The organism is Clostridium sp. DL-VIII, assembly GCF_000230835.1.
Lineage (GTDB): Bacteria > Bacillota > Clostridia > Clostridiales > Clostridiaceae > Clostridium.
Genome location: NZ_CM001240.1, coordinates 5,057,168 through 5,076,357 on the forward strand (window position 1 = coordinate 5,057,168; position 19,190 = coordinate 5,076,357).

A 19,190-nucleotide genomic window follows, 5' to 3' on the forward strand; every position below is an offset into this window, starting at 1 on the left:
TAATCACAAAATATCATCTTGAGTTAAAATGGAGGATAATTATGAAAAAGTTGAAAATTTTAAACATTGCACTTGTAGTAGTCCTTATGGGCAGTATATTTACAGGCTGTAGTTCAAAAAATAACACTAAAGCTGCAAAACCTATCACCTTAAATATAATTGATGTATCTGGAAGCATGAAACTAGTCGGAGATGCAATTGATCAATTTAAAGCTGCAAATCCTGATTTAGTAGGTGATATAGTAGTTACAAATTCAACTGCGTTAGAAGTTCCATCTTTATTGAAGGCACAAATTCTATCAGAAAATGTACAAACTGATTTAGTTTTCACTGGAATTGATGGACTTTCAACATGTATTAATAGAGATGTTATTGAAAACATTATGCCGAAATACAGTGACAGCTTTCCTAACTTAGAGGAAAATTACAGTTCCGGGGCAAAAGCTACATATGACTTAGTGAAAGGTTATGGCATAACATATGTGTACTCTCCTAGCGGTCCACTTTTTAGTTATAATCCTGATGCTGTTCCAAATGTCCCTAAGACACCTGATGATCTTTTAGCTTTTGCTAAAGCTAATCCCGGCAAATTCACTTATGCAAGGCCTGCTAATTCAGGACCCGGAAGAACTTTTCTTCTTGGATTACCATACATACTAGGAGATAAAAATCCAAAGGATCCTAAAACTTGGGACAAAACATGGGCTTATCTCAAAGAACTTGATCAATACATAGATTATTACCCAGCTAAAACTGGCACTACTTTCACAGAATTGAATTCAGGAAAAAGAGCAATTGTTACAAGTCAGTTGGGTTGGGATATAAACCAAAGAATTACAGGAGGAATCCCCAGTAACTTCCAAGGTTTTATGCTCAATAATACTACACTAGTAGCAGATGCTCAATATATGGCTATGCCAAAAGGTCTTACTGATGAGCAAAGAGATGTCACCTTAAAATTAATGGAATGGCTTATGACTCCAAAAATGCAAGCTATAACATATGACAGTGGTTACTTCTACCCTGGGCCTTCTGTTAAAGATGTTCCACTTGATGCAGCACCTAAAGACAGTCAGGATAAAATAAAACCAGCCATGAGACAATCATATGACGATGCTATTAAAACTCTTCCAACCACAACACCATTGGATACAAATAACTTTATGGAAGCGTTAAATATGTGGGATCAACAATTCGGTACAAAAGTTAAAAGATAAACAAACTTAGTTAAAATGAAAATTTCAATAAAAAAACTTCATTACGGAAAAATTCTTTTCCGTAATGAAGTTTATTCTTTAATATTATTATAATGCAAACAATACTACAAATGCTATTGCAATAAAATACATTGGTTTAGGAATATCTTTTGATTTACCTGTAAATAATTTTATTAGTACATACGCTACAAATCCAAATGCTAAACCATCTGTAATTGAATATGTTAATAGTGTCAATATTAATGTTAGAAACACAGGCATCCCTTCAGTAAAGTCTGAGAAATCAACCTTTGTTATAGGTTCCATCATTACTACCCCTAAAACTATTAAAACTGGCGCTGTTGCAAACGCTGGTATAGCAGTTAAAATTGGAGAGAAGAATAATGATAAGAAGAATAATGCAGCAATTGTAAGACCTGCAAGTCCTGTTCTTCCACCTTCTGCAATTCCAGCTGCTGATTCTACAAATGCAACTGGAGTAGAAGTTCCTAAGCACGCACCAATTGCTGAACCAACTGCATCGGCAGTAAGCACTTTATCAGCATTTTTAACATTACCATTTTCATCTAAATAACCTGCCTTTGAAGCTAAACCAATTAAAGTTCCAATACTATCAAATACATCTATAAATAACATAGAAAGAATAGCAGGAATAATTCCAATTACCATTGCACTCTTGAAATCAAATTGCATAAATACAGGAGCAACTGATGGAGGCATAGATATTATTCCGGCAGGTGCTTTAGCAACTCCTAATATCATGCCAATTATATATACAACGAACATTCCAATAATAAATGATCCTTTTACATTTTTATAATACAATATTGAGATTATAATTATGCCTAAACACGCTAGTAGAACTGCTGGATCTTTTAAACTTCCAAGAGTAACTAATGTAGCTTGACTAGCAACAATAATTTTAGCATCTTGAAGACCAATAAATGCTATAAAGAATCCAATACCAATACTAATTGCATACTTTAATGTCTGAGGTACACTATCGATAATTACTTGTCTAACTTTAAATACATTAAGTAATAAAAATATAATTCCTTCTATTAATGAAGCTGCTAAAGCTGTTTGCCATGAAAACTTCATTGTTAAGCAAATTGTAAAAGTAAAAAATGCATTTAATCCCATACCTGGTGCCATACCAAATGGATAGTTAGCAACAAGTGCCATAATAACAGTTCCAATAAAAGAAGCTAAGGCTGTAGCTGTAAATACCGCTGATATATCCATACCTGATTGGCTTAAGATACTTGGATTTACTACTAAGATATATGCCATTGTTAAAAAAGTTGTTATACCTGCTAAAATTTCTGTTTTAACATTCGTTTTGTTTTTTTGTAAATGAAATATTTTTTCTAATATTCCACTCTCTGTCTTGTTTACCGCATTGTTTGATACATTGTCCAATTTTAATTCCTCCTATTTTTGAGCTACACAAAATACATTGCCACTCTAAAACAATATTTTTATTAGTATTTACACTAATTAAATAAAATATAAAAGAATAATAACAAGAATTTATAGCTATTTCCCTAAAAAAACGTAAAACCCCTTTGCAATAACAAAGGGGTTTATAAGCAAGTAAAATACCTATAAACACCCATAGTCAGACAATTTACGGTAGTCTGGTAGAGACACTTAGACCTTATTTCCAAGCATATACGGGTAAAAATTTCATCATTTATATATAACCTACTAATTTACCGAATTTTACTTTCCACATTATTTTAACTACGAAAATAATGTGATAGCCAAACACAATATATTAAGCGTGCAATATATAGCTCTTTTTTACATATTTAATCCTACAATATTTTTAATTATAAATCAATACTATTTTAAAATTTTATGTATTTTTTTATAATTTCAGGGTTAATCGTTCGCCTTTTTTCTTAAAAATACGAACCAATCAAATATTTACTCATTGTTTATTTTCATAGCAATTAAGTAAATTATGCAGTCTTTCAACTTCATTTGTAATTATACTGTCAGTGTTAAACTTTATAACCATCTTCATATGCTCTTCTTCATTTACTGTATATGGATTTATTTCTATTCCTGCTTCTTGTATTTCCTTCACATACTCCTCATTCAATATGCTTGGAAAACATGGATGATAACATTCTACTGATATATCCTTTAAATACTTCGGAACATTTGCAAGGGTTGAACTAGTCAAAGCTCCTAGCTTTATTTCCTTATCTAATTCTCTCACTTTAACTAAACTTAAATGATTAAAAGTTGAAATTATAATTCTCTCCTGTATATCATATTCATAAATCATTTCCAAAACCTTTTCCTCTAATCCATCATATGGGAATATGCTGTTTTTCAATTCTAGATTTAATATCTTTAAATTTGAATCAGCAACAAGCTCAAAAAACTCTTTCAAGGTTGGTATTTCTTCGCCACTTTTAGTTCTAAACCTTTTTAATTCAGCTAAAGTATAATCTTTAACATATCCTTTTCCATCTGTTGTCCTCTCTAAGGTTTCATCATGAATTAAAACTGGTATCTTATCCTTTGATAATTGAACATCCGTCTCAATTCCATCAGCTTTATACTCTATCGCCTTTTCAAAAGCAATCATTGTATTTTCTTCAAATTTGCCACTATACCCTCTATGAGCTATATTTAAAATTTTCAAGCCAAACACTTCCTTTATTTATCATTCACAATTAATTATAAGCTCTTATATTTGCCTTAAATAAGTCAAGAAAATAATAGACAAATTTCTTTGTCTATTATTTCTATTATACTCTATTTATTTGCTTTGTTATATTTATCAATCGCTTCATTTATTGATTTTTCGCTAGCATCTATAGCAGCCTCCGGAGATTGTTTACCTTGAAGCATAGCTTCTATATTGGTTTCAACAGTTTGTCTTGCTTCTGTAAATACTCCAAGTAGCGCTCCTTTGGATTCAGCTGGTGATGAATGCAATTGATCAATTGCTGTTTTAAATTGTGGTGTTTTTTGTAAGTGATCTTTCATCTCTTGTAAATCATAAGCCTTTGTAGTTACAGGGAAATATCCTGTTTTCTCGTTCCAGAAAACTTGTTCTTCTGGTGATATCATAAATTTAATAAATTCAAAGGTTGCTTTTTGCTTTGCTTCATCGCCCTTGTCTAACATCCATAATGATGCTCCACCAATTGAAACTCCTCCTTTATCATCTTTATCTATTTTAGGTAAAGCAGCTGTTCCAACTTCAAATTTTCCATTAACTCCTTTTAATACAGAAGTAAGTGTTGCTGTTGAATCAATATACATGTCTGTTTTTCCTGATACAAATGCATCTTGTGTATCTTGAGTTTTCCTTCCAAAATTGCCTAGTAGCCCTTGATCATAAAGACTCTTCCATGCATTTAATATATTTAATCCCCCACCATTATTTTTAAAATCCACACTTGTAGCAGCAGACTCTCTTCCATTTCCATTGTTTGCATATGGTTTTAATTGTTTAGCCATAAACTCTTCAAAAAGCCATGCATAAATAGCCATTGAAAATCCATATTCTGAAACATTATTTCCATCCTTTTTAGTTAATTTTTCTGAATATTGTTTTATTTCATCAAAATCCTCAGGGGCCTTTTCTGGATCTAATCCCGCTGCTTTGAATGCAGTCTTATTATAATAAAGAATTGGTGTTGATGAATTGAATGGCATTGAATATAATTTATTATCAACAGTGTAATATGCTAAAAGATTTGGTTCTAATGATGACGTATCATATTTATCATCGTCAATAAACTTTTGCATTGGAGTTGCTATCTTAGAGTCTATCATCCATCTAGTTCCGATATCATAGACTTGCATTACATCTGGATATGCTTTTTTATCCTTTGTACTTTTCACTTTATTAACGGCATCATCATATTCTCCTTGGTATTGTGCTGTAACATGAATATTATCCTTATTTTCTTTATTAAATTTATCTACCATCTCATTTAATGCATCACCGTTAGTACCACCCATTGAATGCCAAAAAACAATTTCTGTCTGACCCCCATTATTGCTGCTTGCACTAGTTGATGCAGCCTTTCCACAACCACCTAAAACTGCTGCGCACATACATGCCGTTAACATAATTGATAAAATTCTTTTTTTCATAATAAACCTCACTCTCTTTTATTTATAAATATTTATCTGTATTTAAATTAGATAAGAATGATAGTCAGACATTCTAGTAAATTCTCCTTATCCTTTTACAGCTCCTGAAGTAATTCCTTTTATAAGCTGCTTCTGCCCAATAATAAAAATTATTATTGAAGGTAAAATGATCATAATAACTCCTGCAAATACTAATCCCAAATTCTCGTTATCTGAAGATTGAAGCATACTTACACCTATCTGAACAGTCCTGTTTTCTGGAGAATTTGTTACTAGTAATGGCCACATATATAAGTTCCATGTATTTAAGAAGGTATACACTCCAAGGGATGCTATCATAGGTTTAGATATAGGAAGCAATACCTTAACAAAGAACTTAAGATTACTACACCCATCAAGTTTAGAAGCTTCTTTTAATTCTTTTGGTACTGTCAGATAAAACTGCCTTATTAAAAATATCCCCATGGCCGATACTAAAAACGGTACTACGAGTCCTGTATAAGTATCAGTCCACCCTAATTGAGCTATTGTCAGATAGTTCGCTATTATTGTTGATTCACTTGGAATCATTAAAGTAGACAAACATAAGATAAACAATAGGTTCTTTCCTTTAAAATCAAAATAGGAGAAAGCATATGCAGCTAAACATGATGTTATTATTTGTCCTATTGTAACAACCGCTGAAACAAAAAAACTATTGAATATGAATTGAAAAATTGGAACAGTTTCTATTACCAGTTTAAAATTATCTAAAGTAATACGTGTTGGAAAGAATTTAGGAGGATAAGAAAGTATCTCATCAGGAGTCATTAAACTTATATTAAGCGCATAAAGTATTGGCGATATCATAATAAGCCCAACTATTATATTAAATAAATATAACAAACATCTTTTTTTCTTGCTCTCCATTACGAATAATAAACTCCCTTCTTTTCAAATTTTAATTGAATAAGTGTTATTATAAGTATTATGAAAAATAGTATTATTGATTCTGCACAGGCAGTTTCAAATCTATTATTTAAAAACGCTTCTCTATATATTTCATAGACTAGTACATTAGTAGCATTAGCTGGCCCTCCAAGAGTTAACAACTTTACTTGTCCAAAAGCTTGAAAAGAATTAACCATATTTATGAATACAACAAAAAACAATGTAGGTGAAATTAATGGAATTGTCAGTCTAAAGAATTTTCTTCCCCATTTAGCACCATCGATTTGTGCACTTTCATTTAATTCATCTGGAATATTATTAAGACCTGTTAAAATAAATATAAAATTCAAACCAATATTAAGCCATACTGTGACTAATGCAACTGAAAACAACGCTATTTTCTCATCTGTAAGCCATCCAATTTGTGCTTTTAAAATATAATTTAATATTCCTATAGATGGATGATATAGTAGCATCCATATTATTGCTGCAGCTGCTGAAGATACTGCCATTGGCATTGCAAACATAACCTCATATACTTTACTTCCTTTAAGCTTTTTATTTGCAAGAATTGCAAGTGCAAGTCCAATAATTATTGCTGGTATGGCTGTTATTACAACAAATTTGAAGGTAGTCAAGATACTATCTATAAAATCTGAAGAGGAGAACAATTCTATATAATTATCCATTCCAACAAAACCAGCTGCTTCTCCATTTGTATTGGTTACATTAAAACTTAAAAATATAGTTTTTATAAAAGGATAAAAGGTAAATATTAAAAATCCTATAAAGCAAGGAATTAAATAAAGATACGGCTCTATTTTCTTAAATAGACTTTTCATTATAATTCCTCCCCATCTATTCTTTTTTCGCTATCCCCATCGAAAAAGTGTGCTCTTTGAAAGTCAAACTTCACTCTTATAGCTTGTCCTTCATCTCTCTTAAATATTCCATTAACCTTGCAAGTCATACTACTATTATTTATTTTAAAATGTATATAAGTCTCACTTCCCAAAATTTCAACAAGCTCTATCTCTCCAACTGTTATATCTGTTTTTACATTTATCGAATCGCTATTTTGATTTCCGCTATCTTTTATATTAAAATCTTCAACAGTTTCTCTGTTATTATTTTCTGACACTTCAATGTCTTCCGCTCTCACTCCAACTACGACTTCACTTCCACAATACTTTTCTTTAAAGATTCTTATAAGATTTCTATCCTTAATATTATGTTTTACATAAGCATTTTCAATGTATATATTATCGTCAGCTTCCATAACCTTTACTCTCATAAAATTCATTTGCGGAGAGCCTATAAAACTAGCTACAAATTTATTACTTGGTTTTTCATATATTGTTACTGGGTCTGCAATTTGTTGTATTTCTCCTTTATTCATTACAACAATTTTATTTCCCATAGTCATAGCTTCAGTTTGGTCATGAGTTACATAAATGAAAGTAGTTTTAAGTCTTTGATGTAATTTTATTATTTCACTTCTCATAGATACTCTTAGTTTTGCATCTAAATTAGAAAGTGGTTCATCCATTAAAAACACCTTAGGCTCCCTAACAATTGCACGACCAAGTGCAACTCTTTGTCTTTGCCCACCTGAAAGTTCTTTTGGTTTTCTATTTAATAACTCTTCAAGTTCTAATATCTTCGCTGTTTCATGTATTTTTTTATCTATTTCCTTTTTATTCATCTTTTTAATTTTTAAGGCAAATGCCATATTTTCATAGACCGAAAAATGAGGGTATAATGCATAGTTTTGAAATACCATAGCTATATCCCTATCCACTGGTTCAACTTTATTAACTAATCGATCTTCTATATACAATTCTCCAGAGGATATTTCTTCAAGTCCTGCAATCATCCTTAAAGTTGTTGATTTACCACAACCAGATGGACCAACTAGAACTACAAATTCCCCATCTTCAATGTTCAAATTAATATCATTAGCAGCCTTATAACCATTATCATATAACTTATTCAAAGACTTTAGGATAACTTTTGCCATTTATCTGCCCCTTTCTAAAATTGGTTTATCCCACTTATATAGTTTTTATTTGACTCTATAACTATAATATTTAAATATTAAGTAAATATTGTATATAAGTTAAGCTAAGTTAATTGGAAGTTAATAATAATAAACCCATATTTAACTTATAGATACAATTATTTAAATCAAAAAGCTCTGTATTATCATATCCTAATATATACTACTATTTTTAGGTGATTTTTATAAAACTCTATGCAGGCTTAAACTTAAAAGATTTGCAATTTTTAGGTGCAGGAACACAAGGAAAAGTATACAAAATTGATTTTCAGAAATGTATTAAAATTTTTAAAAACAAACAGATATGTGCTGATGAAATAGAATCATTAGTTATGGCACAAAAAGATGCTCACTTTCCAAAACTTTATGCCTTTGATACAAATTATATTATTAGAGAATATATACAAGGTATTGAATTGGATAAATATTTAAGATTACATCCTCTTACTCAAGATGTTTCAAATAAAATTATTGAGCTTTACGAAGCTATGGATTTAGTAGGTTACACTCGCTTAGATGCCGCTCCATTTCACATTTTCCTTACACCATCAAATGATATCAAGCTTATTGATACAGCCAGAGTCATGAAAAAAAGAACCATATATCCCTATCTAATTATTGATAGCCTAAAAAAATCAGGATATAAAGAGCAATTCCTGAGCTTTGTAAAAATAAACAAACCAGAACTCTATGCTAAATGGTTACAATACTGCAAATAAAATATTGCAAAATTGTGTTTTTGAGAGGAGAAAAAATGAGGTTTATAGTTTTCAGTGATTCAAAGGGTAAAAAAAATGGCATAAATGAAAAAGTACTTAAAACGCTAATGCATGAATCATGTAAATTAAGACCAGCACCAGAATTTATTGTAATGTGTGGAGATACTGTTGCAGGTAGTTCTAAAGAAGAAATATTAAATTTTCAATTGACTAAATTAAGGAGAATAATAGAACAGTATCATCCAAACAAACCGTTATTTCCTGTAATAGGGAATCATGAAGTTAATATAGAGCCTTTAAATGACAGATTCGAAAAAATTTTTAGTCAGGTTTATAATGATTTAACTCCCAATGAATACCTTTATGCTTATAATAAAACAGTGTATTATATAGACATTGCCGATATGAGATTTATAATTCTAAATGCTTTTCATCCCGGTTTAACTCATAGAATTGGTAAAGATCAGATTGCGTGGTTCGAAGAAAAAGCTTCAGAGTTTAAAAGAAATAAGTTTGTTTTTGTTCATTCACCAGCTTTTCCAACTGGAGCTCATTTAGGTCATTGCCTTGATTTATATCCAGAATGTAGAGATGAATTTTGGAAAATTGTTGATAAGTACAATATAGATATAGTTTTTTCAGGTCATGAACACAATTATTCAAGAAAAGTAATTGATGCTTCTTTCAGCAATGAAAATTTTTGTTACGAAAACAGTATTACACAGGTAATTACAGGTGGCGGCGGTGAAAAACTCAGAGACAAATATACAAGTAAAAAAGGAGTTGTAATCCCTCCAATTGCCGTATATCACTTTTTAGTTGTAGATGTTGAAACAAATTACATTAATGTTTCAGCTATAAGTTCAAAAGGCAGCAAAATTGATGAATTTAAAATAGATAAAAATGAAAATAGAATTAACTCTCATTCTAATTCTATTTTCAAATAAATTCTTAAATAAAAAAATCCCATGATAATATCTATAAAAGATATTGTCATGGATTTCACACTAACTATTAATTAATCTTATTCAATTTTTTAAAATCCCACTTTTGACATTTAATTATATTTCAAAACACAAAAATATTTTTATGTATTTTGGCATTTTAAAACATAAGCTGGTGGTAAATTGAATATAACTCTCTCTAAGCTTATATCCTTAAAATAACTTCCTATGTAACCTTTCTTAAGTAATGTATACTGAAAAGTTATAAACAAACCATTTTTCTTTAAGATATCTCTTGTCTTTTTTAATATTATATTTGACATACTTTTTGGTAGACTTGCAAATGGTAATCCAGAAACTACATAATCTACTTCTTTAATATTATATTTTTTTAGATACTTGTCTATATTTTCTGCCGAATCATTTACAACTACAATATTACTATAATTACTATATCTTTCTTTTAGCTGCCTGCAAAATTCCTCATTATATTCGATAAGCATTAATAAAGTCTGCTTTTTTATTTTTCTCACTAATCTTTCAGTAAATACCCCAGTCCCTGGTCCATACTCAACAATACACTTTGCATTTTCATAGTCAATATCACAAGCCATCTTTTCAGCAAGCTTTTTAGAACTAGGTGCTACAGCTCCTACTGTTCTAGGTGATTTTAAATACTCTATTATAAATTTTCCCCACATGGTATTATAACCCTCCTGCATGTTTTTATTAAAACACATATTTTATTCTTAATAAAAAGGATTATTCCCATCTATATAGAATTGGAGATAATCCTAAAATATTTCTTAATAATCTTCAGGTATTTGGTTGTGACATTTCATCCTAGGCCCAATACTACAACATAATCAAAACTCAAAAAAGAACTAAGTATTGTCGGTCTAGCGAATTGTGCGCAACCTGATGATGTATATCTAACAATTCTCCACCACGGTGCATCACTATATAATAATTAGAAAATTATGTTATAATTTATTTTCTTTAGATTATAGCACATTAAGGAAATGAACTCAATAACTTACAAAACATTTTTAAATTTTATTAACATCATTTATATTAACTGGATATATTGACACAAAAAGCAATCAAATTATTTTTTTTGCTACTATTTAATGTAGTAATATGCTATTGGTTTTATACCATTAAGTCTCTATGTATCCTTCCACAAACTCTGATATAATATTTATTTAATAAGCTTGTTCATATCCTCAGCAATATTCTTCAATTCATTAATACTCGCTTCTATTTCTTCACTAGTAGCAGCTCCTTGAGCTATAGATTCTGTCACCGTTTCAAATTTTGAAATTGTATCCTTAATTAAATTAGCTACTTCTTCGTTAAAATTTACTACATTTTTAGTCTCTGTAAATAATGTATTAGATGCCTTATTTATTTCCATAATATTATTACTGAATAATTTTAAATTTGAAGTCATATTATTTATTCCTTTTACAGTTTCATTAATAATATTATTCCCTACTTGAGACTTTTCATTATTATCAGTCATTTGTCTTTGAACTAAATTTATATTGTTTTTCAATTCTTCCACTATTGCACTTACCTGATTAAGTGATTCCTTTGTTCCTTCTGCTAATTTTCTTATTTCCTCTGCTACAACTGCAAATCCCTTACCATATTCTCCAGCTCTTGCCGCCTCAATTGATGCATTTAATGCAAGAAGATTTGTCTGCTCTGATATATCTCCAATAAGCTTTAATATTTCATCTACCTCTCTTGATTTTTGTTCCAAATCATTTGTAGACTTAAAAGTATCTTGTATATTATTCTTTATATCATTAATAATTGACAGTGTATTATTTAAAGCCTCTTGATTTTTATCAGTAATTTCAATAAACTCTTTTACTTTAGTTTCATTATCTTTTGTTTTATTAGTAACTACTTCATTAGCACTTAGTAATGTATTTAATATTTCCTTATTCTTATTTGATTTGTTTAACATTTCACCTGAGTCTTTTGACATAGATTGACTTGTTCCTGATACTTCTAAAAGAGAGCTCGTTTGTTCTTCAATAGCAACACTTAAATTTTCACTTGATGCTAAAACCGTATTTGAAATTTGAGTTATACTTTGGAACAAATTTAATATTTTTTCCTTCTCTTCCTCTACTTGACTTTCTTTTTCGCCAATTGATTCTAACAAACTTGATGCAAAATATACGACAACAAAAACTAATGTTAAAGTTATCAGAATTGTAATAATTGTCATAGATGCTTCTGCCACTGTAAATTCTTTAGCTAAAAAAATTGAAGGATTGTTTATAAAAACTATAACTTGACATATAATACTCAAAATTATCGATGCACTAATCATTTTTACATCAAAAAATAACGCTCCAAGAATAGTAAAGAAGAAAATTACTAGCCATAAAGAATTTAAGTGCATTGTAAAGTTTAAATATAAATATTGAAAATAAGTTATAAATAAAAGTATCCCCTTTGTTACATTAAAAGCTTTGATATTAAAGCCATTTTTAGCAAGTGTAAGCTTATAACACTTATGTAGCACTATAGCATAAATAGCAACAAATATTCCTAGTAATATTAAAGATTTTACACTTATAGCATCATTAAAGCCAAATAATTTCAAACCACAATAGAATATAAATGACAGGACGCAACATATCATATATATTATTAACACAAATTTAAGCGTCTTCTTATTGAACCTTATTTTAAAACTTTCTTTTTTATCCATTTTTACCCCCTATATATTACATTAATTATTTATATTTCAATATTTATATAGCATTACTATACTCTGAGAGCCTGCTCCGAATGTCCAAAATACAATATAATCTCCCCTCTTAATTTTGCCTCGTTCTATGGATTCATATAATGCTATAAACGGACTAGTAGTACCTGTATATCCATACTCATTCCCTATATATATTGTTTTATCATCCTCTAAATCCATAAGTTCTCTTATTTTCTTCGTATTAGTAAATGCAAGTTGTGATAAACAAAACATACTGATATCATCTTTAGTTAATCCTGCATTTTTTATGACTTTCGTCATTATTTCTGTAGCAGGATACATAAATACTCCTGTATCAAATGGTGTCCATTTTAACCAAAGTTCATCAACATTTTTAGATTTAAAAAAACTTGAAAAACCATTACTTGGATACAAAACTTTATCACTAACTTCTGTATTTATATAATATTCAGTGTCAATCACCCCACAATTCTCATCTACTTTTTCTAAGATTATTGCACATGCAGCATGTCCATAATTTCCATAACATATTTCATTATTAGTATCACATAAGGAATTATCATCATCGCATCCAACTATTAGAGCCATCTTTGCATGTTTAGAGGACATTAAATAATTTGATATATTCTCCAAAGCAACTCCCATGCCTGCACAGTTTGCATTCATATCAAAGCACATTACATTTTCCTTTAAATTTAATTCTTTGTGCAACAAAATCGATGTTGGAGGTGATACATATTCCGATAATATCGACGAATAAACTAATACATCTATATCACTCCCCTGCAAACCTGCTTTATCTAACACAGATTTTGCAGCTTTTATGGATAAGGATAGAGAATTCTCGCCTTCATCAAACATATATCTCTTATCTCTTCCCATTACATCTTCTAACAAATGTCTCACATCCTTATCTTGTTGTTCGAAATGCTTTATGTAAAAATCATTTGAAACAACTTTAGAACCATGACAGACATCAATACAACTTAATCTTACTCCCATAACTTTTCCCTCACTTTACATTACTTTTTATAAATATACATTTTTAATTAATACAAATAAAAAATGCATGTGCTACTCTCTTTTTTGTGACCTTTTAACCAATTAATACTCCAATAAGCATTGACATCACTAATTTCAAAAAACTATTTTCCATTAGTTTATAAAAAACAAACTTTTATTAATCCTTCCCCTTCAGATAGTTCCTATACATAGAAAAAGTGCCTATTAATTAATAATAGACACCTAATAAAAGCATAAACATTTATTCTTAACAACTTCCTCTTAGTAGCCTGGCAATCATAGACATAACATTCCTTAGACCCATGGCTTTGTGACCTTACCTTTCAATAAGTGTACTATTATCAATATATACACTATATACTACTCCATTTTCTTACATTTTTCAATATTAGTTGCATATTTCTACAATAATTCCTTCTGTTCCGTTATATTCAATCTAGACTTAAATATTTTTCATATGCATGTAATAATTCAAAAACACCTTATAATCTATATCAAATTTATCCTTTCTCTAATACTATCTTACTAAATTCACTTCATAGCACATTTTCTGCAGCATCAATCCGCTTTTCTCAGATAAAAACATGTCTTCTTTACACTCAAATCCGATTTTTTTATAAAAATTGATGGTGTCTGCCCTTGCATTTAAGTATAAATGCCCAATATTATTTTCTTCAGCCTTAAAAATATGCCTTTTCATCATTTCAAATCCAATTCCTTTTTTTATGTATTCCGGATTAACAACTACGTTAGTGATTTTGCCTTTATCATTTACTTTAGTCATTCTTGAGTATCCTATAACTTTATCTTCCCTTAATGCCACTAAATGAAAACTTATATGATCAAATTCATCGTAATCATATTTACTAATTTTGCTATATGGTTTAAATAAAATATTAAATCTTAAATCTATCACTTCCTTAAATTTTTCATTTGTATAATCTATATATTGATATATAATGCTATTCATAGTAGTTCCCTCTATTTCTAATAATATAATTATATTATACACTATATTCATTATTATTGCATATTTATTCATAGATAATTATATTTTTAAATAAAAAAACTATCAACATATCGCTATTAAATCTTTGCGACATATTGATAGTTATATAAAGTAAGTTTTATTATTCAACTTATAAATAACAAATTAATTGTTTATTAATAATTTTTATGATAACTCTTCCCATTTTCTTTTTGCTTTCAGCACATTTTCCTCACTTAAATTAGTTTCTTTTACTATTTCACTCATTCCGCACCCTTTATCAAGCATTTTCTTAGCTTTCTCCATTGCTTTCTCATGTTCACCTTTTTCCAATTTTTTCATAAACCTGCCTCCTCTAATTATTAATAAATACACGATTAGTTTTGCCTTCATCTAAATATTTATTCAGCTTTATTTATGAAGCAGCATATATACTTTATATTAAGATATTATTTAACACTTCATCTTCATCAACTATCTTTTTAGCAAGTATTCTATTTTCCTCAACATGAATATATGTATATCTATTAGGCTTTATAAGCGGAGCCTCATCTATAGCTCTTCTGAAATCTTCCTTTTTTAATTTTAATGTTTTAACATACTCGAAAAAACCTGTTTCCTTTAATACTTTTGTTATTCTTTCAGATCTATGATCTTGTACCTTTGCCATAATGTATGTTGCAATACCAACTTGTATCCCATGAAGTTCAGGATGCTCAAGAAATTTATCTAGAGCATGTGAAATTAAATGTTCTGATCCTGAGGCTGGAGAACTATCTCCTGCAATCTCCATAGAAATCCCATTTAAGGTTAAAGAATCAACTAGCTCTTTCAGAAACAGATCATCTTTAATGCTTTTAAATTCGGTTCTTACAAAACTATTTACTGCCTTTTTAGATATCATAGTTGCAAAATCATCAATAATTGCTTTCCCATTCTCTTCTTCAAATTTCCAATCATGTAAAGCAGTGATATTAGATATCAAATCTCCTATTCCTGAAAATATAAATTTTTCAGGTGCGCCTTTAATGACATCAATATCTACAATTATTCCATACGGAGTTTTAGCTGGAAGAGACATACGCCTCCCATTAACCAGTAGTGATGCACCAGCACTTGAAAATCCATCATTAGAAGTTGATGTTGGAATACTGATGAATGGTATTTTTTTTAAAAAGCTCATATATTTCACTGCATCAATGGCTTTCCCTCCACCTACTCCGATTAACGCTTCAACATCATTTGATATTTCAAAAGCCTTTATACTAACCTCCTCAAATTTTATATCTGATATGGTTCCAGTTTGAGAAATTTGAATATCAGCTTCCTTTAACGAACTACATATGGCATCACCAAATAACTCTTCTATACCTTCCCCAAAATATATCGAAACCTTTTTAAACATTCCTTTCTTAATAAATGTACCTATACTGTTAATATTCCCTTTTCCTACTTCAAGGATCGAAGGAATTGCTATTCTATGAGTTGAAGTTTTCATATTTTGCCTCCTTAAGCTACTAATTCAAATCATTAACCACTTTATTTATTTTCTCTGCTTTATCAACCGCATTTGTCCATACTTCTTTTGAAGGAATATATTTTTCTATTGTTGTATAGGCATCTCTTACACCTGGTATATTAACAAGATTTGTACTTTGAAGAGACATTAATACAAAGTAGCATATTCCTATAATGGCAGCTATTTTAATAATACCACTTATAGCCTTTATTAAAATGTATACTGCAATGATAGCCACCGCTGCAAGAACTATTGTATTTGTAGTTAAATGAATTGGCGCTTTATCCAAGATATTATTTATCTGTTCCATTTCTAATTCCTCCTTTGTGAATAGACATACTTATCAAATTAAGATTAATTTTTTATTCCACTGGCTTTTTAGGTATAACCAAAGCACAGATAATATAGAAAAGTATTCCTGTACCTGCTAATAAAATCATTGCTAAATACCCGATTCTAATAAGAGTAGAATCTAATCCAAAATATTCAGCAAATCCACCACATACTCCTGCTATTTTTTTGTCAGTTGCCGATAAATATAATTTTTTATCCATAATCCCCCTCATAATTACAAAAAATATAATTTTCTATCGTATTCCTTGTTCAAAATTATACCATATCTAATTCCCTAGTTACTACGTCTTTTATTGAATTATGCACCACTTTCTCATTTCTTATCCATATCTATATTTATTCTTTTAAATAAACCTTGATTCATAAAAAATTAAAACCGTGCCAAACTTAGTTGACACGGTTTTATAATTAAGTATACTGATGTATTTAACTCGTTGACTTTATAATAGTTTTCAGCAAATAAATTTACATACTAACTAAATACGCTTCTCTCTTCTTGCAAAATAAGGCAGAATCAAACCTAATCCAAGTAATACAAATGGAGTTATAATGTTAAGCACCAATTGAAATGTATCTTGTGAATACATTCCACCAATACATGCAAAAGCAGTAAATACAAAACACCATGCTCCAAATATTATTCCTAAAGTCTTTTTTAATAAAAAGATGTCTTAAAATAATCATTAATTGCTTTAAGACATCACTTTACTGAAATATTTGAACCTTATTTTATGTATTTAAATCAAAGCATTTATAATTAATACACCCACAAGTCCATGCACAGAATTAATTATTTCATGTATCCACCCTTCATTGGAGATACTGCATGATCTGAAAAAATCTTTAAAATACCAGATTCATATTTTGATTTTCTTGGTTTCCAATTTTTCTTACGTTCCTCAAGTATTTTTTGAATTTCCTCTTCACTACATTTCTTACCTTTTACACCAACAATCTGTAAACTTCTCTTTGGAATACTAATTTCAATCAAATCATCTTCTTCAACTAGCGCGATTGGTCCACCTACTGCTGCTTCTGGTGATACATGTCCAATTGCAGGACCTTTAGATGCACCAGAGAATCTACCATCAGTTATCAATGCTATACTTGCAGCTAATTCCTCATCAGAAGAAATTGCTTCTGTTGTATAGAACATTTCAGGCATTCCGCTTCCCTTTGGTCCTTCATATCTTATAAATACCGCATCTCCTGGACGAATTACTTTCTTTAATACAGCATCAATAGCTTCTTCTTCACTATCAAAAGGTTTTGCTTTTAATATAGCTTCATGCATTTCTTTTGGAACTGCAGAATGTTTTACTACTGCACCTTCTGGAGCGATATTTCCTTTTAATATTGAAACTGAACCATTAGTACTAATAGCATCATTAAAAGGACGAATAATATCTTCTTTTTTAACTCCAACTTTTTCAAGATATTCATTACATTTTTCATAAAATCCGTTTGTTTTTAATTCTTCAAGATTTTCACCTAAAGTTTTACCTGTTACAGTCATTACATCTAAATGAAGCTGATCTTTAATTTCTTCCATTATTGCAGGTACACCACCAGCATAATAGAAATATTGAGCTGGCCATTTTCCAGCTGGACGTATATTTAATAAATAATGTGCGTTTCTGTGTAATCTATCAAAAGTTTCTTCATCTATATATAATCCAAATTCATGTGCTATTGCTGGTAAATGTAATAATGAATTAGTAGATCCAGATATAGCTGCATGAACTAATATAGCGTTTTCAAAAGATTTAATTGTTACCATATCTTTTGGACGAAGGTTCATTTTAGCTAATTCAACAGCTTGTCTACCAGCTTTTACAGCAACATCTTTTAAATCTTCACAAGTAGCTGGCATTAATGAACTTCCTGGAAGCATTAATCCTAAGGCTTCTGCCATAACCTGCATTGTAGCTGCTGTTCCCATAAATGAGCATGCTCCGCATGATGGACATGCATGTTCTTTATAATAAGTTAATTTTTCTTCTGTTATTTCTCCACGCTGACACATTGCACTATAAGCACCAATCTGCTCTAAAGTCAATAAATCTGGTCCAGCTTCCATTACTCCTCCTGTTACAATAATAGAAGGTATATTTAATCTTCCAATTGACATAAGATGTGATGGAACTGCTTTATCACAACTTGAGATAAATACTCCTGCATCAAATGGTGTTGCATTGGCATGTATTTCAATTAATGATGTAAGTGTATCTCTAGATGCTAAAGAATAATTTATTCCATCATGTCCTTGTGCCATTCCGTCGCAAATATCCGTTGCAAAATATCTTGCTGCCTTCCCTCCTAATTGATTAACTCCTTCTACAGCTTTATTTACAAAATCAAAAAGATGAGCACTTCCTGGATGACTATCTCCAAATGTACTTTCTATTATAATTTGAGGTTTTGCTAAATCTTCTGTAGTCCACCCCATTCCTCTGCGGAGTGGATCCATTTCTGGAGCAATTTTTCTTATTTCTTGACTAATCATAATACATATCTCCTTTATCAACATTTGATACCGTTTAAATACATCCGA

The 19,190-nt window shown here is 29.9% G+C and carries 18 protein-coding genes, 1 pseudogene and 2 riboswitches; of the genes and pseudogenes, 3 read left to right on the plus strand and 16 right to left on the minus strand.

Going from position 1 to position 19,190, the window contains the following annotated elements; translation table 11 throughout:
- The first annotated feature begins 41 nt into the window (after window positions 1-41).
- Window positions 42-1,217, plus strand: coding sequence for an extracellular solute-binding protein (locus CDLVIII_RS23315; RefSeq protein ID WP_009171934.1), 1,176 nt, complete (start codon window positions 42-44; stop codon window positions 1,215-1,217).
- A gap of 87 nt (window positions 1,218-1,304) precedes the next feature.
- Here the strand turns inward: CDLVIII_RS23315 and CDLVIII_RS23320 are convergent, their stop codons facing one another.
- The 6 genes from CDLVIII_RS23320 to ugpC form a co-directional block, all read right to left on the minus strand.
- On the minus strand, window positions 1,305-2,639 hold the full coding sequence (locus tag CDLVIII_RS23320) for an NCS2 family permease (RefSeq protein ID WP_009171935.1): 1,335 nt from the start codon (window positions 2,637-2,639) through the stop codon (window positions 1,305-1,307).
- A 176-nt stretch (window positions 2,640-2,815) separates the two neighbouring features.
- A riboswitch (purine riboswitch) is annotated at window positions 2,816-2,917 on the minus strand.
- A 236-nt stretch (window positions 2,918-3,153) separates the two neighbouring features.
- Entirely contained in the window at window positions 3,154-3,879 is a 726-nt protein-coding gene (locus CDLVIII_RS23325; protein WP_009171936.1) for a glycerophosphodiester phosphodiesterase, read from the minus strand.
- Window positions 3,880-3,992: 113 nt separating this feature from the next.
- Complete coding sequence (locus CDLVIII_RS23330) at window positions 3,993-5,345, minus strand: ABC transporter substrate-binding protein (RefSeq protein ID WP_009171937.1); 1,353 nt, start codon at window positions 5,343-5,345, stop codon at window positions 3,993-3,995.
- 87 nt (window positions 5,346-5,432) lie between these two features.
- Window positions 5,433-6,254 carry an ABC transporter permease subunit gene (locus CDLVIII_RS23335; protein ID WP_009171938.1) on the minus strand — a complete coding sequence of 274 codons (822 nt, stop codon included), beginning with the start codon at window positions 6,252-6,254 and terminating at the stop codon, window positions 5,433-5,435.
- Window positions 6,254-7,117, minus strand: a complete 864-nt coding sequence (locus CDLVIII_RS23340) for a sugar ABC transporter permease (RefSeq protein WP_009171939.1) — start codon at window positions 7,115-7,117, stop codon at window positions 6,254-6,256. Before CDLVIII_RS23340 ends, CDLVIII_RS23335 begins: the two co-directional genes overlap by 1 nt.
- Window positions 7,117-8,295 (minus strand): sn-glycerol-3-phosphate ABC transporter ATP-binding protein UgpC, encoded by a 1,179-nt coding sequence (ugpC, locus tag CDLVIII_RS23345; protein ID WP_009171940.1) that lies wholly within the window; start codon window positions 8,293-8,295, stop codon window positions 7,117-7,119. The genes CDLVIII_RS23340 and ugpC overlap by 1 nt, the downstream gene beginning before the upstream one ends.
- A 215-nt stretch (window positions 8,296-8,510) precedes the next feature.
- Between ugpC and CDLVIII_RS23350 the strand changes: the two genes are divergently transcribed.
- Together CDLVIII_RS23350 and CDLVIII_RS23355 are read left to right on the plus strand one after the other, a co-directional pair.
- The gene (locus CDLVIII_RS23350) at window positions 8,511-9,053 is read left to right on the plus strand and encodes a hypothetical protein (protein WP_009171941.1); all 543 of its coding nucleotides are present in this window, start codon (window positions 8,511-8,513) and stop codon (window positions 9,051-9,053) included.
- A 35-nt stretch (window positions 9,054-9,088) separates the two neighbouring features.
- On the plus strand, window positions 9,089-10,000 hold the full coding sequence (locus CDLVIII_RS23355; protein ID WP_009171942.1) for a metallophosphoesterase: 912 nt from the start codon (window positions 9,089-9,091) through the stop codon (window positions 9,998-10,000).
- A 140-nt stretch (window positions 10,001-10,140) separates the two neighbouring features.
- Here the strand turns inward: CDLVIII_RS23355 and CDLVIII_RS23360 are convergent, their stop codons facing one another.
- From CDLVIII_RS23360 to ilvD, 10 genes and pseudogenes are all read right to left on the minus strand, one after another.
- Window positions 10,141-10,698 (minus strand): rRNA adenine N-6-methyltransferase family protein, encoded by a 558-nt coding sequence (locus CDLVIII_RS23360; protein ID WP_009171943.1) that lies wholly within the window; start codon window positions 10,696-10,698, stop codon window positions 10,141-10,143.
- 500 nt (window positions 10,699-11,198) lie between these two features.
- A complete protein-coding gene (locus CDLVIII_RS23365; protein WP_009171944.1) occupies window positions 11,199-12,731 on the minus strand; it encodes a methyl-accepting chemotaxis protein in 1,533 nt (510 codons plus the stop codon).
- Window positions 12,732-12,767: 36 nt separating this feature from the next.
- Window positions 12,768-13,754, minus strand: a complete 987-nt coding sequence (locus CDLVIII_RS23370) for a 3-oxoacyl-[acyl-carrier-protein] synthase III C-terminal domain-containing protein (protein ID WP_009171945.1) — start codon at window positions 13,752-13,754, stop codon at window positions 12,768-12,770.
- A gap of 281 nt (window positions 13,755-14,035) precedes the next feature.
- Window positions 14,036-14,122: riboswitch (cyclic di-GMP riboswitch) on the minus strand.
- A gap of 170 nt (window positions 14,123-14,292) precedes the next feature.
- Window positions 14,293-14,745, minus strand: coding sequence for a GNAT family N-acetyltransferase (locus tag CDLVIII_RS23375; protein ID WP_035301902.1), 453 nt, complete (start codon window positions 14,743-14,745; stop codon window positions 14,293-14,295).
- Window positions 14,746-14,949: 204 nt separating this feature from the next.
- Complete coding sequence (locus CDLVIII_RS31605) at window positions 14,950-15,105, minus strand: hypothetical protein (protein WP_009171947.1); 156 nt, start codon at window positions 15,103-15,105, stop codon at window positions 14,950-14,952.
- 94 nt (window positions 15,106-15,199) lie between these two features.
- Window positions 15,200-16,261 carry an iron-containing alcohol dehydrogenase family protein gene (locus CDLVIII_RS23380; RefSeq protein ID WP_009171948.1) on the minus strand — a complete coding sequence of 354 codons (1,062 nt, stop codon included), beginning with the start codon at window positions 16,259-16,261 and terminating at the stop codon, window positions 15,200-15,202.
- 19 nt (window positions 16,262-16,280) lie between these two features.
- On the minus strand, window positions 16,281-16,592 hold the full coding sequence (locus CDLVIII_RS23385) for a hypothetical protein (RefSeq protein WP_009171949.1): 312 nt from the start codon (window positions 16,590-16,592) through the stop codon (window positions 16,281-16,283).
- 52 nt (window positions 16,593-16,644) lie between these two features.
- Window positions 16,645-16,836, minus strand: coding sequence for a PspC domain-containing protein (locus CDLVIII_RS23390; protein WP_009171950.1), 192 nt, complete (start codon window positions 16,834-16,836; stop codon window positions 16,645-16,647).
- A 276-nt stretch (window positions 16,837-17,112) separates the two neighbouring features.
- Window positions 17,113-17,286 (minus strand): annotated as a pseudogene (locus tag CDLVIII_RS30895) (amino acid permease); the annotation flags it as partial.
- A 140-nt stretch (window positions 17,287-17,426) separates the two neighbouring features.
- Window positions 17,427-19,142 carry a dihydroxy-acid dehydratase gene (gene ilvD / locus CDLVIII_RS23395; RefSeq protein ID WP_009171951.1) on the minus strand — a complete coding sequence of 572 codons (1,716 nt, stop codon included), beginning with the start codon at window positions 19,140-19,142 and terminating at the stop codon, window positions 17,427-17,429.
- Window positions 19,143-19,190: the final 48 nt, after the last annotated feature.

Coding starts and splice junctions, on each gene's coding strand:
- CDLVIII_RS23330 (WP_009171937.1), bottom strand. CDS start 5,345: ATGAAAAAAAGAATTTTATCAATTATGTTAACGGCATGTATGTGCGCA.
- ilvD (WP_009171951.1), bottom strand. CDS start 19,142: ATGATTAGTCAAGAAATAAGAAAAATTGCTCCAGAAATGGATCCACTC.
- CDLVIII_RS23370 (WP_009171945.1), bottom strand. CDS start 13,754: ATGGGAGTAAGATTAAGTTGTATTGATGTCTGTCATGGTTCTAAAGTT.
- CDLVIII_RS23390 (WP_009171950.1), bottom strand. CDS start 16,836: ATGGATAAAAAATTATATTTATCGGCAACTGACAAAAAAATAGCAGGA.
- ugpC (WP_009171940.1), bottom strand. CDS start 8,295: ATGGCAAAAGTTATCCTAAAGTCTTTGAATAAGTTATATGATAATGGT.
- CDLVIII_RS23365 (WP_009171944.1), bottom strand. CDS start 12,731: ATGGATAAAAAAGAAAGTTTTAAAATAAGGTTCAATAAGAAGACGCTT.
- CDLVIII_RS31605 (WP_009171947.1), bottom strand. CDS start 15,105: ATGAAAAAATTGGAAAAAGGTGAACATGAGAAAGCAATGGAGAAAGCT.
- CDLVIII_RS23315 (WP_009171934.1), top strand. CDS start 42: ATGAAAAAGTTGAAAATTTTAAACATTGCACTTGTAGTAGTCCTTATG.
- CDLVIII_RS23355 (WP_009171942.1), top strand. CDS start 9,089: ATGAGGTTTATAGTTTTCAGTGATTCAAAGGGTAAAAAAAATGGCATA.
- CDLVIII_RS23360 (WP_009171943.1), bottom strand. CDS start 10,698: ATGTGGGGAAAATTTATAATAGAGTATTTAAAATCACCTAGAACAGTA.
- CDLVIII_RS23385 (WP_009171949.1), bottom strand. CDS start 16,592: ATGGAACAGATAAATAATATCTTGGATAAAGCGCCAATTCATTTAACT.
- CDLVIII_RS23380 (WP_009171948.1), bottom strand. CDS start 16,261: ATGAAAACTTCAACTCATAGAATAGCAATTCCTTCGATCCTTGAAGTA.
- CDLVIII_RS23340 (WP_009171939.1), bottom strand. CDS start 7,117: ATGAAAAGTCTATTTAAGAAAATAGAGCCGTATCTTTATTTAATTCCT.
- CDLVIII_RS23335 (WP_009171938.1), bottom strand. CDS start 6,254: ATGGAGAGCAAGAAAAAAAGATGTTTGTTATATTTATTTAATATAATA.
- CDLVIII_RS23375 (WP_035301902.1), bottom strand. CDS start 14,745: ATGAATAGCATTATATATCAATATATAGATTATACAAATGAAAAATTT.